Source organism: Micromonospora sp. L32 (assembly GCF_052068055.1).
Classification (GTDB): Bacteria; Actinomycetota; Actinomycetes; order Mycobacteriales; family Micromonosporaceae; genus Micromonospora; species Micromonospora purpureochromogenes.
Genome location: NZ_JBQHDD010000004.1, coordinates 1 through 13,840, shown reverse-complemented (window position 1 = coordinate 13,840; position 13,840 = coordinate 1). Strand labels below are relative to the sequence as shown.

Below are 13,840 nucleotides of genomic sequence, written 5' to 3'. Positions count from 1 at the left end.
GCGGGGGCCGGGGCGCGACGCGCCCCGGCCCCGGAAACGGTCAGTGCCGTGCGGTGACGGGCTCCGGCTCCACCGGCGCGTCGGGCGTGGGATCGCGGTGGATACGGCCCGGCGCCCAGAACCGGTCGCCCAGCAGGAAGGCCAGTGCCGGGACGAGGACCGTGCGCACCAGCAGGGTGTCGAGGAGCACACCGATGCAGACGATGATCCCGACCTGGGTCAGCGTGATCAGCGGCAGGACGCCGAGGACGGCGAAGACCGCGGCGAGCAGGATGCCGGCGCTGGTGATGACCCCGCCGGTGACCCGGAGCGCGGAGAGCATGCCGTCCCGGGTGCCCGCGCTGCGGGCGTCCTCCTGGGCCCGGGTGACCAGGAAGATGTTGTAGTCCACGCCGAGCGCCACCAGGAACACGAACGCGATCAGCAGGACCCCGCTGTCCAGCGCCGGGAACCCGAGGACGTGGTCGAAGAGCAGCCACGCCGCGCCGAGGCTGGCGAAGAACGACGCGATGACGGTGCACGGTGAGCCAGGCGGTCAGCCGGCCGCGGGCGACGCGGGTGAACACAGACATCGGATGCCCTCACGGTCCGTCAACTTGAAATCTCGACTGTCAAGAGTCTTGTCGGGCGAGAGCACTGGTGCAAGTTGTCGAGTATCTTGACAAGCGAGATTGTCGAGGGCTGCTCTATGCTGCACCCGGGCGGCGGTCCGACAGGGGGAACGACCAGACGTGGCAGCGCAGGGCATGTATCGACGGCGGGACGACCGACGCAGTCAGCTGGTCGCCGAGATCACCAACGACCTGCGGCGGTACTCGGTGGACGCGCAGCACATCGGGCACGCCTTCGCCGGCCTGCACGGGCTCAACCCCACCGACCTGCACGCCCTGATCGCCGTCATGGACGCGGAACTGACCGGCGACCCGATCACCCCCGGGCGGCTGGGAGAGCAGCTCAACCTCTCCTCCGGCTCGGTGACCGCACTGATCGACCGGCTGGAGCGGGCCGGGCACATCCGCCGCGACCGGGACACGGCCGATCGGCGCAAGGTCTTCCTGCACTACGCCGACCAGGGCGCCGCGCTGGCGATGAGTTTCTTCGGCCCGCTCGGCCGGCGCACCGACGAGGTGATGGCCCGCTTCAGCGACGAGGAACTGGAGATCGTGCACCGTTTCATGGCGACGATGGTCGACTCGATGCGGGCGCACCGGGACGCCGTCCGGGCCGAGTCGGCCCGCCGCCCGACGAGCTGACCCGCCGCCGGGGCGAGGTTTTTCAGCCAAGGGTTCCGCGCACCCGCCGTCCGGCGTTCCGGTCACTCTCCGTTGTGGACTATGGATCATCCGGGGGCGGCGGCGCGGGTGGCGCGCTGTCCTACGGCCGGTGGTCCCAGCCGGCTCACAGCTTCGTCTCATCTGAAGAGAAGCCATTTGAGCTGGGCGTTGTCCGTTCGTCCGGTTATCGTTCAGCCAACGCCCGACGAAGTGCATCTCCTGGTCGGGCTCGCTCCCGCATCCGGACACCGCCACGCGGTGTCACTGTCGTGCCCGGCCCCTGACCCTACGGAAGGGGGATCCCATGACAACGGCTCCGGCCAACCTGCTGGCCGCCCGCCGCCTGTTGCTCGACAACCTCAACATCGACCCCGACACGTCTCGCGACGACGACCTCGAACCCGGTGAGGTCGGCATCGTCGGCGATCCCGCACATCGTGGCGGCTACCACTGCGGCTCCGACCGGGTGGTGACCAACGACTACTCGGTGGTCGAGTCCACCCGGGACTCCACCGGGCTCACCCTGTACGCCTCCGCGATGGACGTCGGCATCTTCGAGGTCCGCTCCGGCGGCCGGACGCACAACCTGCGCACGTTCTCCACCTGGTGTGTCGCCCAGTGCGTGGCGAACACGCCGGACAGCCGCGACCTGCGCGAAATCATCTACTCACCGGACGGGACGGTCGTCCGCCGGTGGGACCGGCTGGGCAGGCGCAGCAGCGGCGACGATTCGCACCTCTACCACACCCACTTCAGCTACTTCCGCGACTCCACGAAGGCGAACCGGGACCAGCGACCGCTGTTCCGGCGCTATCTCACCACCATCGGACTCCTGGAGGACGACGACATGACCCCCGAAGAGCACAACTGGCTGCAGACCGTCCACCGCAACCTGACCGTGCTGGACGGACGTAACCCGGTCGGCCAGATCTACACCCGGATGGCGCTGGGCGAGGACCACACGGACCCCGCGTTCGTCGTCCAGCACCCGACCCTGAAGTCGCTCGGCGCGCAACTCACCGCGCTGCAGACGGCGCTGACCGCGCTCGCCAACAAGGACTTCACCGACGAGGCGGCGATCGTCCAGGGTGTCCTGGCCGGCCTCACGCCGGAGAAGATCGCCGCGGCGATCCCGCCGACCATCGCCAAACAGGTCGCCGACGAACTCGCCCGACGCATGGTCGCTTGAGCAGGCCGGACACCGGCCGGCCGTGTCGGACCGGTCCGGGGGACGCGCAGTGGCGGCGGCCGACCCCGACCGCCGCCACCGGCACGGAACTACAGCGGACGAACGTTGTCCGCCTGCGGACCCTTCTGCCCCTGGGTCACCTCGAACTCGACCTTCTGGCCCTCGTTCAGTTCGCGGTAGCCGCTGGAGGCGATGGCCGAGTAGTGGACGAAGACGTCCGGGCCTCCGCCGTCCTGCTCGATGAAGCCGAAGCCCTTTTCCGAGTTGAACCACTTGACCGTGCCGGTTGCCATGCATCTCTCCCTGTTCAAGACGGGTGAGCACCCGCGCGTCGGCGGATGATCGCCCTGTACTCCCCCGAGCGTAACCGGCGAACCCCCCGTTCGCTGGCTGAAGTGCCGCATGGCGGCAAACGGAAAAATCGCGAGTCGGACGCGAAAGCCGCGCGATGCCCGGCCGGCTCCGGCATGCTCGACCGGTGGGCGGACCGAGCACGGCGGCGTTGAGCGTCCTGACGCGCGAAATCGGCGCGCCGGGCGACGGGCTGGACCGGCTGCGGCTGGTGCCCACCCCGTTCGTGCCGGAGGTGTGGCTGCACCTCGCCGAGGACGCCATCGTCTGGTGGGCCCGGATGGAGGCGGCGGCCGGCCGTACCCTCCCGCCGCCGTACTGGGCGTCGGCCTGGCCCGGCGGGCAGGGGCTCGCCCGGTACCTGCTCGACCACCCCGAGCTGGCCGCCGGACGTCGGGTGCTCGACCTGGCCGCCGGCTCCGGTCTGGTGGCCATCGCCGCCGCGCTGGCCGGCGCGTCCGAGGTCGTCGCCAACGACGTCGACCCGTGGGCGGTGGCGGCGGTGACGGTCAACGCCCGGGCCAACGGGGTGGCGGTCACGGCCACCGAGGGCGACCTGCTCGACGGCGACGGTACCGGGGTGGACCTGCTGCTCGCCGGCGACGTGCTCTACGACGCGGGGCTGGCCGGACGGGTGCTGCCGTTCCTGCGTCGGGCCGCCGCCGCCGGGGCGGTGGTGCTGGTCGGCGACCCCGACCGGGGGCACCTGCCGGCCGGGGCCCTGGAGGTCGTGGCCAGCTATCCGGTGCCCACCACCGAGCCGTACGTCGACTCGCCGGTACGCCGGGTGCAGGTGCTCCGGCCGCGCTGACCCGACGGCCGGCTCAGGGGTGACCCCGAGCCGGGGTTCAGGGCGGGGTGGGGGACCGGACCCGATGTGCGGATCGCCCGCGGCCCATAGCGTCATGGCCATGCTGGACACGTTGGCCCAGGTCGGGGAGTTGCCCACCACCCTGCTGATGGGGGCGCTGGGGCTGGTCATGCTCGCCGACGCCGTACCGCTGCTCGGGGTGCTGGTCCCCGGCGACGTCGCGGTTCTCGCGGCGGTGGGGGTGGGCCGCCCGGCGACCGGCGCGGCCACCGTCGCCGCGGTGGTGGTGGGCTGCGTCGCCGGCTGGTCGCTGAGCTTCCTCGCCGGCCGGGTGTACGGCGAGCGGCTGCGGCACAGCCGGGTCGGCGGCTGGATCGGCGAGGCCCGCTGGGCCGCGGCCGAGGGGATCCTGCGCTCCGGCGGCGGGCGGATGGTGCTGGTCGCGCCCTTCCTGCCGGTGTTCAACGCGCTGCTACCGCTGGCCGCGGGCGGGCTGCGGATGTCGTACCGGAGGTTCGTGGCCTGCGCGACGGCGGGCGCCGCGCTCTGGGCCGGCCTCTACCTGGCGCTGGGCACCGCGTCCCGGTCGCTGGCCGGGCTGCTGCCGGGGGAGGGCAGCCCGATGCTGGTCACCATGGCGGTCGGCCTGGCGCTGGCCGGCGTGGTGCTGCTGGGCACCCGGCGCCGGCTGCGCGCCCTGACCGGCGCTGGCCAGCCGGGCTGACCGACGCCGGACACCTCACCAGCCGCGGGCCCGCCACTGCGGCAGCGACGGGCGCTCCGCCCCGAGCGTGCTGTCCTTGCCGTGCCCCGGGTAGAACCAGGTCTCGTCCGGCAGCCGGTCGAAGAGCTTCTGCTGCACGTCGTCGATGAGCTGGCCGAAGCGCTCCGGATCCTGGTCGGTGTTGCCGACCCCACCCGGGAAGAGACTGTCCCCGGTGAACAGGTGCGGGGTGCCGGCCGGGTCGCGGTAGAGCAGGGCGATGGAGCCCGGCGTGTGCCCCCGGACGTGGATCACCTCCAGGGCGCAGTCGCCGACCGGCACGGTGTCGCCGTCGGCGAGCCGTTCCGCCTCGATCGGCAGGCCCTCGGCGTCGTCGGCGTGCACCAGGGCGCGGGCGCCGGTCTTCGCGACGACCTCCTCCAGCGCGACCCAGTGGTCCATGTGCCGGTGCGTGGTGACCACCGCGGCCAACCCGCCGTCGCCGACCAGGTCGAGCAGCCGCGGGGCCTCGTTCGCCGCGTCGACGAGCACCTGCTCGCCGGTGCCCTTGCAGCGCAGCAGGTACGCGTTGTTGTCCATCGGGCCCACCGACAGCTTCGTGACGGTGAGCCGGTCCAGCTCCCGCACGGCGGGCGGGCCGCCGGCGGTGACGTCTCCGGTGTAGCTCATGACGTGGCTATATCCATTCCGGTGGAGTCGGCAGGGGTCCGTCGGGGGTGACGGTCAGCGCCTCGCCGCGGCTGCGCCCGATCAACCACGCGGCCAGCTCGGCTACCGGGCCGCTGACCAGCGGCGCGGCCTCACGTTCACCGACGACCAGCTCGTGTCGGCTGCCGTCGAAGCGCAGCACCATCGCCGGGACGTCGGTGCGGGCGGCCAGGCCGGCACCCACCTCGTGCAGCAGGTGGTGGGCGAACGCCGCCGGCCAGTCGGCCGCCCGGTAACCCACGTCGAGGTCCACGTGGTGCACCTCGATCTCGCGCAGCCGCCCCCAGACCAGCATCGCGGCCTTCCAGGGGCCGCGCCGGGTCTGCACCGTGGCCGACCACGCCTCGACGGGCATGGCCGCGACCGCCTCGGCGAACCGCTCGGCGGAGTGGCGTAGGTCGTCCAGGTGGGCCGTCGGCGGCCGGGACGAGCCGGCCTCGATGTCGGCCGCGCGGGCCTCCGGGCTGGCGTACATCGGGATGGGCTCGCCGGTACGGGCGGCGGTCAGCAGGTTGACGAAGCCGTCGGCGTTGCGGGCGAGGTGCGCCAGGACGTGCCCGCGGGTCCAGCCGGGCAGCAGCGAGGGCGCCGCGACGTCCGCGTCGTCGAGAGCGGCCGCGGCGCGCAGGAGCCGGGTCGTGGCGTCGTCCACCTCACCGGTCAGCAGAAGCGGATCAGTGGTCACGCACCGACCCTAGCGGTACCGGGCCGGCCCGTCGCCGGGGAAATCGCTTTCGGCGCGTCGCCGCGGCACCTACCGTCGGCATCGAACGCGCACCCGGACATCGGAGGAGAGGTGGTGGCCATGCCGGTAGCAGCAGCACGCGTGTACCACCACGACCAGTTCCGACTCCGATGAGGATGCCATGACCATCGATCTGACCGCCCTCGGCCTCGACGCCGACCGGGCGGCGTACGCACGACGGCGCCCCGACCGCCGACCGGGCCGGGTGGCCCGGGTCGACCGCGGGGTCTGCACCGTGCTCTGCGCGGACGGACCCGTCCGCGCCAGCCTCGGCCCGGCGGTGCTCGCCGCCGCGGCCCGCGACCTGACCGCCCTGCCCTGCGCCGGCGACTGGGTGCTCCTCGCCACCTGGCCGGACGGCCCGGTCACCGTCGAGACGGTGCTGCCGCGCCGCACCGCGCTGGTGCGCCGGACCGCCGGCAAGGACGCCAGCGGGCAGGTGCTCGCCGCCAACCTCGACGCCGCCGCGGTCGTCGAGCCGGTGCACCCGGAACCGGACGTCGCCCGCATCGAGCGGCTGCTCTCCCTGGCCCACGAGTCCGGGGCGCGGCCCGTGGTCGTGCTCACCAAGGTCGACCTGGCCGCCGATCCGGCGGCCGTGGCCCGGCAGCTCGCCTCGGTGGCACCGGGGGTGCCGGTGCTGCCGGTCAGCGCCGAGCGGGGCACCGGGCTGGAGCCGCTGCGTCCGCTCGTCGCCCCCGGGCTGACGCTCGGCCTGCTCGGTCCCTCCGGGGCCGGCAAGTCGAGCCTGGTCAACGCGCTGGCCGGGGCCGCGGTCATGCCGACCCAGGCGATCCGCCGGGTGGACGGCAAGGGCCGGCACACCACCACCTGGCGGGCGCTGGTGCCGGTTCCGGGCGGCGGCGCGGTGCTGGACACCCCGGGGGTACGGGCGGTGGGCCTGCTGGACGGCTCCGCCGGGCTGGACCGTGCCTTCTCCGACATCGCCGAGCTGGCCACCGGCTGCCGGTACGCCGACTGCGCGCACGAGGCCGAGCCGGCCTGCGCGGTGCGGGAGGCGCTGGAGACCGGGGAGCTGCCCCCGCGGCGCTGGGAGAGCTGGAGCCGGTTGCAGCGGGAGGTGGCATACGAGAGCCGCCGCCGGGAGACCCGGCTGGCGGCCGAGCGGCGCGGCGGGTGGCGGGGTGGCCGCCGGCGGACGGCGCGTCCGGCACCGCCGGCGTCACCGGGCGGATTCTGAACCCCGTACCTGCGTGGGTTACCCCGGCCCGACCGGTGTGACCTGGGGGAATGTGCGGGCGCGGAAAGTTGTCGTACCTCGGGGCTAGAGTTGCCGAGGCGTCATTTCTGCGCCCGTAAACCGCTCAGATCACGCTCCGAGCGGACAGATCCGCCTCACTTTCTTCACCCGGGAGTACACGGACAGTGGCCGACCGACTGATCATCCGTGGCGCGCGCGAGCACAATCTGCGTGACGTCAGTCTCGACCTGCCCCGGGACGCCCTGATCGTCTTCACCGGGCTCTCCGGCTCCGGCAAGTCGAGCCTGGCCTTCGACACCATCTTCGCCGAGGGCCAGCGCCGGTACGTCGAGTCGCTGTCGTCGTACGCCCGGCAGTTCCTCGGCCAGATGGACAAGCCCGACGTCGACTTCATCGAGGGCCTGAGCCCCGCGGTCTCCATCGACCAGAAGTCGACCTCGCGCAACCCCCGCTCCACCGTCGGCACCATCACCGAGGTCTACGACTACCTCCGGCTGCTCTTCGCCCGCATCGGCGAGCCGCACTGCCCGGTCTGCGGGGAGCGGATCTCCCGGCAGACCCCGCAGCAGATCGTCGACCGGGTCCTCGGCATGGCCGAGGGCACCCGCTTCATGGTGCTCGCGCCGGTGGTGCGCGGGCGCAAGGGCGAGTACGTCGACCTCTTCGCCGAGCTCCAGGCCAAGGGCTACGCCCGGGCCCGGGTGGACGGCGTGGTGCACCCGCTGACCGAGCCGCCCAAGCTCAAGAAGCAGGAGAAGCACACCATCGAGGTGGTGATCGACCGGCTCAGCGTCAAGGCCGGCGCCAAGCAGCGGCTCACCGACTCGGTGGAGGCCGCGCTGGGCCTCTCCGGCGGCCTGGTGCTGCTCGACTTCGTCGACCTGGCCGAGGACGACCCCGGCCGGGAGCGCCGCTACTCCGAGCACCTGGCCTGCCCCAACGACCACCCGCTGGCGATCGAGGACCTGGAGCCCCGGGTCTTCTCCTTCAACGCGCCGTACGGTGCCTGCCCGGAGTGCACCGGCCTGGGCACCAAGAAGGAGGTCGACCCCGAGCTGGTCGTCCCCGACCCGGAGCGCACCCTGCGCGAGGGCGCGATCCAGCCCTGGGCCACCGGGCACAACCTCGAATACTTCCTCCGCCTGCTGGAGGCGCTCGGCGAGAGCCAGCACTTCGACATCGACACGCCCTGGCGGGCGCTGCCGTCGCGGGCGCAGAAGACGATCCTGCACGGCTCCGACGACCAGGTGCACGTGCGCTACCGCAACAAGTACGGCCGCGAGCGCTCCTACTACACCGGCTTCGAGGGCGTGGTGCAGTGGATCGAGCGCCGGCACACCGACACCGAGTCGGAGTGGTCGCGGGACAAGTACGAGGGCTACATGCGGGACGTGCCCTGCGCGGCCTGCGGCGGCGCCCGGCTCAAGCCCGAGGTGCTCGCGGTCACCCTGGCCGGCAAGAGCATCGCCGAGGTCTGCAACCTGTCCGTCGGCGAGGCGGCCGAGCTGCTCGCCGGCATCGAGCTGGCCGACCGGCAGAAGATGATCGCCGAGCGGGTGCTCAAGGAGATCAACGCCCGGCTGAAGTTCCTGCTCGACGTCGGTCTGGACTACCTCTCCCTGGACCGCCCGGCCGGCACCCTCTCCGGCGGCGAGGCGCAGCGCATCCGGCTCGCCACCCAGATCGGCTCCGGCCTGGTCGGCGTGCTCTACGTGCTCGACGAGCCCTCCATCGGCCTGCACCAGCGGGACAACCACCGGCTGATCGAGACGCTGCTGCGGCTGCGCGGGCTGGGCAACACGCTGATCGTGGTGGAGCACGACGAGGACACCATCCGGGTCGCCGACTGGATCGTCGACATCGGCCCGGGCGCCGGCGAGCACGGCGGCGAGATCGTGCACAGCGGCTCGGTGCCGGCGCTGCTGGAGAACCCGGAGTCGGTCACCGGGGCGTACCTGTCGGGGCGCAGGTCGATCCCGACGCCCCGGCAGCGCCGCCCGCAGACGCCGGAGCGGGAGCTGGTGGTGCACGGCGCGCGCGAGCACAACCTGCGCAACCTCACCGTCTCCTTCCCGCTGGGCCAGCTCATCGCGGTCACCGGGGTCAGCGGCTCCGGCAAGTCGACGCTGGTCAACGACATCCTCTACGCGGTGCTGGCCAACCAGATCAACGGCGCCCGACTGGTGCCGGGCCGGCACACCCGGGTCAGCGGCCTGGAGCACGTGGACAAGGTCGTCGGCGTCGACCAGTCGCCGATCGGCCGGACGCCGCGCTCCAACCCGGCCACCTACACCGGCGTCTGGGACCACGTCCGCAAGCTCTTCGCCGAGACCACCGAGGCCAAGGTCCGGGGGTACGGCCCGGGCCGGTTCTCGTTCAACGTCAAGGGCGGCCGCTGCGAGGCGTGCTCCGGCGACGGCACGATCAAGATCGAGATGAACTTCCTGCCGGACGTCTACGTCCCCTGCGAGGTCTGCAAGGGCGCCCGGTACAACCGGGAGACGCTGGAGGTGCACTACAAGGGCAAGACCGTCTCCGACGTGCTGGAGATGCCGATCGAGGAGGCGGCGGAGTTCTTCTCCGCGATCCCGGCCATCCACCGGCACCTCAAGACGCTGGTCGACGTCGGCCTGGGCTACGTCCGGCTCGGCCAGCCGGCGCCGACGCTCTCCGGCGGTGAGGCGCAGCGGGTCAAGCTCGCCTCCGAGCTGCAGAAGCGCTCCACCGGGCGGACGGTCTACGTGCTCGACGAGCCGACCACCGGCCTGCACTTCGAGGACATCCGCAAGCTGCTGATGGTGCTGGAGGGCCTGGTCGACAAGGGCAACACCGTGATCACCATCGAGCACAACCTCGACGTGATCAAGACGGCCGACTGGCTGATCGACATGGGTCCGGAGGGCGGCCACCGGGGCGGCACGGTGCTGGCCACCGGCACCCCGGAGGAGGTCGCCGAGGTGGCCGAGAGCCACACCGGTCAGTTCCTGCGCCAGGTGCTCAAGCTCGACGGCGAGGCCAAGGGCGCCAAGGCGGCGACCAGCCGGGCGGCCAAGGCCAACGGCAGCGCCACGAAGTCGCGTACCCGGAAGGTGCCGGCCGCGGCGCACTGAGCGACGGTACGGCGGGGCGGGTCGGGAAACCGGCCCGCCCGTCCCGTTCCCCGGCGAGCCGCGGGTCGACCGGATTGAACCGTCCGGCACAGTGTTGCGTGTGCCGAGGTGAGGCCGCGAGGTCGACGACCGGCGGCGGCAGTCGAGAGAAAGGCCGGAGATGAGTGACGACCAGGTGTTGACCGGACCCGGTACGCAGACGCGGCGAGCCCTGCTCGCGGGCGCCGGCGCGGTGGGGGCGTCGGTCCTCCTGACCGCCTGCGGAGGCGACGACTCCGGGGACGGGACGACCGCGCCGACCAGCGGCGGACCGGGCGCCACCGCCGGCGACGCGGAGGGCGGCGACCGCGAGGGCTCGTCCTCGCTGGCGACCACCGGCGACATCCCCGTCGGTGGGGGGCAGGTCTACGCCGCCCAGGGCGTGGTGATCACCCAGCCGGAGCCGGGGCAGTTCAAGGGCTTCGACCCGATCTGCACCCACCAGGGCTGCCCGGTGTCGAACGTCGACGGCGGCACCATCAACTGCACCTGCCACAACAGCAAGTTCTCCATCACCGACGGCTCGGTCAAGCAGGGCCCGGCCACCAAGCCGCTCGCGCCGAAGCCGCTCAAGGTCCAGGGCGACCAGATCAGCCTGGCCTGAACCGCCGGTGCCGGCAGCGGGCCTGCGTGATCATGAGGTCGGCGATGCCGGCCTCATGATCCACCGGCCGGGCGGCGGGGGAGCGCCTCCGCGGGTCGGGGGAGCGTGTCGGGGGTGCGGATTAGTCTTGACGGGTGGCTGACCCCTCGACCTACCGTCCCGCACCCGGCACCATCCCGGAGTCACCGGGGGTCTACCGCTTCCGTGACGGCACCGGCCGGGTGATCTACGTCGGCAAGGCGAGGAACCTGCGCAGCCGGCTCAACTCGTACTTCGCCGACCCGGTCAACCTGCACCAGCGCACCCGGCAGATGGTCTTCACCGCCGAGTCGGTGGACTGGATCACCGTCGCCACCGAGGTCGAGGCGCTCCAGCAGGAGTTCACCTGGATCAAGCAGTACGACCCCCGGTTCAACGTCCGCTACCGCGACGACAAGTCGTACCCGTACCTGGCGGTCACCCTCGACGAGGAGTACCCCCGCCTGCAGGTGATGCGCGGCGCCAAGCGCAAGGGGGTGCGCTACTTCGGGCCGTACTCGCATGCCTGGGCGATCCGCGAGACCCTCGACCTGCTGCTGCGCGTCTTCCCGGCGCGGACCTGCTCCTCGGGGGTGTTCAAGCGGGCCGGCCAGGTGGGTCGGCCCTGCCTGCTGGGCTACATCGGCAAGTGCTCCGCGCCCTGCGTCGGCAGCGTCTCCGCCGACGAGCACCGCGACATCGTCAACGGCTTCTGCGACTTCATGGCTGGCCGCACCGACACGATGGTCCGCAAGCTGGAACGGGAGATGACCGAGGCCAGCGAACAGCTGGAGTTCGAGCGGGCCGCGCGGCTGCGCGACGACGTCGCCGCGCTGCGCCGGGCCATGGAGAAGCAGACCGTGGTGCTCGGCGACGGCACCGACGCCGACGTGGTGGCCTTCGCCGACGACCCGCTGGAAGCCGCCGTGCAGGTCTTCCACGTCCGCGACGGGCGGGTGCGCGGCCAGCGCGGCTGGGTGGTGGAGAAGACCGAGGAGCTGAGCACCGGCGACCTGGTGCACCACTTCTGCACCCAGGTGTACGGCGGCGAGCACGGCGAGGCGGACGTGCCCCGCGAGTTGCTGGTCCCCGAGCTGCCGGCCGACGCCGACGCGCTGGCCGACTGGCTCTCCAGCCACCGGGGCAGCCGGGTGTCGCTGCGGGTGCCCCAGCGCGGCGACAAGAAGTCGCTCATGGAGACGGTCGAGCGCAACGCGAAGGACGCGCTCGCCCGGCACAAGCTGCGCCGGGCCGGCGACCTGACCACCCGCGGCAAGGCGCTCGACGAGATCAGCGAGGCGCTCGGCATGCGGACGTCCCCGCTGCGCATCGAGTGCTTCGACGTCTCGCAGATCCAGGGCACCGACGTGGTGGCCAGCATGGTCGTCTTCGAGGACGGGCTGCCCCGCAAGAGCGAGTACCGCCACTTCATCGTCCGGGGCGCCACCGACGACCTCTCCGCGATGTCCGAGGTGCTGCGCCGCCGCTTCGCCCGCTACCTCGACGCCCGGGCCGAGAGCGGCGAGATCGGCGAGGAGACCGCTTCCGACCCGGACCGGCCCGGCATCGACCCGACCACCGGGCGGCCGCGCCGGTTCGCGTACCCGCCGCAGCTGGTGGTGGTCGACGGCGGCGCACCGCAGGTGGCGGCGGCCGCCCAGGCGCTGGCCGAGCTGGGCATCGACGACGTGGCGCTCTGCGGCCTGGCCAAGCGGCTGGAGGAGGTCTGGCTGCCCGACGACGAGTTCCCGGTCATTCTCCCGCGCACCTCTGAGGGGCTCTACCTGCTGCAACGCGTCCGCGACGAGGCGCACCGCTTCGCCATCACCTTCCACCGGCAGCGTCGCTCCAAGCGGATGACCGAATCCGCGCTGGACAACGTCCCCGGCCTCGGCGAGGTACGCCGCAAGGCGCTGCTGCGGCACTTCGGCTCGCTCAAGCGGCTCTCCGCCGCGAGCGTGGAGGAGATCACCGAGGTGCCCGGGGTGGGGAAGCGGACCGCCGAGGCGATCCTGGCCGCCCTGGACGAGGGCACGAAGGCGGGTCGCTGACCCCCGGTCAGCTTCCTGCCGGCCGCTCGCCGGCTGAGCGCGCCACCCCGACCGGTGGGCTGCAGGTCGGCTGTTCGCCGGCTGAGCGTGCCGTCCCGGCCACCGGTGGCTGCCGGACTCGCGGCGCGCGTGAGTTTCCACCACCGGCAGCAACGCCGTTGATTGGTGGAAACGTTGCGCTCGCGCGGTCGGCCAGCAGAAGCCGGGCGGTCTGGGGGCTTGGCGGGCGACCGGGCCGCCTGCGTGGCCGGCTGGGCGCGGGGTCCGGTCGGCGCGGGGGGCCGGGGCTACAGTCGGTGCCCGCCCCTCAATTGCCACAGTGAGCGATATGCCTGTGAGTCATATTTATGCCTCACAGGCATATCGCTCGATCGTCATATGCCTCGGGATGCCGTCCCCGCTTTGCCTGTTCGACGCAAATGTCCGGGTTACCTCGGGTGTTCGCCGGCCAGCTGTCCGGTTCGACCCGCGACGTCAGGTTCGGAGGTCACCGGGCCGGTGGAATGGTCGGCCGGGTGGGGTCGTTGTACATGGCAGACCGCCGTGGCCCCCCGGCCCGGACGGGTGAACCGGAGAGTCAGGCCCGGCGGAATGCCGGCCCGCCCCGGTTGGTTACATCCCCCGGCACACCCGAGCAGAGCCCCCTTGTGCGGCCGCCGGGCATCCCCCTTCTTTGACTTTTCCTTTCACGCGCTGCCGTCCCCCGGCGGTGTGCGCGTATCCCCCTGATCGAAAGGTGCACCCTCATGCGTACCGATCTGATCCGCAAGACCGCCCTGACCGTCGCTGGTGTCGCCGCTACCGCCGGTGGGATCGCCGGCCCGGCCCTCGCCGCGCACGCCGCCCCCACCCACGCCACCACCGCCTCCATGCAGGCCGACCGTGGCAGCGACCGTAAGTCGCACGGCGAGCGGGAGCTCAACGTGCGCTACGAGGCCCAGCCGAACTTCTACTACTGCGGCCCCGCCGCCACCCGCAACGCCCTCTCCGTACA

At 72.3% G+C, this 13,840-nt stretch carries 10 protein-coding genes and 3 pseudogenes; 9 read left to right on the top strand and 4 right to left on the bottom strand.

Annotated features, from left to right (window positions below):
* Window positions 1-40: 40 nt before the first annotated feature.
* Window positions 41-517, bottom strand: a pseudogene (locus tag ACTMTB_RS11960) (MMPL family transporter); the annotation flags it as partial.
* A gap of 229 nt (window positions 518-746) precedes the next feature.
* Here ACTMTB_RS11960 and ACTMTB_RS11955 point away from each other — a divergent pair.
* Together ACTMTB_RS11955 and ACTMTB_RS11950 are read left to right on the top strand one after the other, a co-directional pair.
* A pseudogene (locus ACTMTB_RS11955) lies at window positions 747-1,254 on the top strand (MarR family winged helix-turn-helix transcriptional regulator); the annotation flags it as partial.
* Window positions 1,255-1,578: 324 nt separating this feature from the next.
* The gene (locus tag ACTMTB_RS11950; RefSeq protein WP_441145029.1) at window positions 1,579-2,463 is read left to right on the top strand and encodes a hypothetical protein; all 885 of its coding nucleotides are present in this window, start codon (window positions 1,579-1,581) and stop codon (window positions 2,461-2,463) included.
* A gap of 89 nt (window positions 2,464-2,552) precedes the next feature.
* Here the strand turns inward: ACTMTB_RS11950 and ACTMTB_RS11945 are convergent, their stop codons facing one another.
* A complete protein-coding gene (locus ACTMTB_RS11945) occupies window positions 2,553-2,756 on the bottom strand; it encodes a cold-shock protein (protein WP_088961229.1) in 204 nt (67 codons plus the stop codon).
* 155 nt (window positions 2,757-2,911) lie between these two features.
* Here ACTMTB_RS11945 and ACTMTB_RS11940 point away from each other — a divergent pair, with 155 nt between their 5' ends.
* Together ACTMTB_RS11940 and ACTMTB_RS11935 are read left to right on the top strand one after the other, a co-directional pair.
* The gene (locus tag ACTMTB_RS11940) at window positions 2,912-3,625 is read left to right on the top strand and encodes a class I SAM-dependent methyltransferase (protein ID WP_210776698.1); all 714 of its coding nucleotides are present in this window, start codon (window positions 2,912-2,914) and stop codon (window positions 3,623-3,625) included.
* 100 nt (window positions 3,626-3,725) lie between these two features.
* Entirely contained in the window at window positions 3,726-4,349 is a 624-nt protein-coding gene (locus ACTMTB_RS11935) for a DedA family protein (protein ID WP_441145026.1), read from the top strand.
* Between the two features lie 15 nt (window positions 4,350-4,364).
* Here the strand turns inward: ACTMTB_RS11935 and ACTMTB_RS11930 are convergent, their stop codons facing one another.
* Window positions 4,365-5,018: an MBL fold metallo-hydrolase gene (locus ACTMTB_RS11930; protein WP_441145024.1), complete on the bottom strand. Its 654-nt coding sequence runs from the start codon at window positions 5,016-5,018 to the stop codon at window positions 4,365-4,367.
* A 7-nt stretch (window positions 5,019-5,025) separates the two neighbouring features.
* Window positions 5,026-5,742 carry a maleylpyruvate isomerase family mycothiol-dependent enzyme gene (locus tag ACTMTB_RS11925; protein WP_441145022.1) on the bottom strand — a complete coding sequence of 239 codons (717 nt, stop codon included), beginning with the start codon at window positions 5,740-5,742 and terminating at the stop codon, window positions 5,026-5,028.
* A gap of 181 nt (window positions 5,743-5,923) precedes the next feature.
* Here ACTMTB_RS11925 and rsgA point away from each other — a divergent pair, with 181 nt between their 5' ends.
* From rsgA to ACTMTB_RS11900, 5 genes and pseudogenes are all read left to right on the top strand, one after another.
* A complete protein-coding gene (rsgA, locus tag ACTMTB_RS11920) occupies window positions 5,924-7,003 on the top strand; it encodes a ribosome small subunit-dependent GTPase A (RefSeq protein WP_441145020.1) in 1,080 nt (359 codons plus the stop codon).
* A 185-nt stretch (window positions 7,004-7,188) separates the two neighbouring features.
* Entirely contained in the window at window positions 7,189-10,134 is a 2,946-nt protein-coding gene (gene uvrA / locus ACTMTB_RS11915; protein ID WP_441145018.1) for an excinuclease ABC subunit UvrA, read from the top strand.
* Window positions 10,135-10,294: 160 nt separating this feature from the next.
* Window positions 10,295-10,777 (top strand): Rieske (2Fe-2S) protein, encoded by a 483-nt coding sequence (locus tag ACTMTB_RS11910; RefSeq protein WP_350797697.1) that lies wholly within the window; start codon window positions 10,295-10,297, stop codon window positions 10,775-10,777.
* A 134-nt stretch (window positions 10,778-10,911) separates the two neighbouring features.
* Complete coding sequence (gene uvrC, locus ACTMTB_RS11905; protein ID WP_280840764.1) at window positions 10,912-12,846, top strand: excinuclease ABC subunit UvrC; 1,935 nt, start codon at window positions 10,912-10,914, stop codon at window positions 12,844-12,846.
* Window positions 12,847-13,592: 746 nt separating this feature from the next.
* Window positions 13,593-13,840 (top strand): annotated as a pseudogene (locus ACTMTB_RS11900) (C39 family peptidase); the annotation flags it as partial.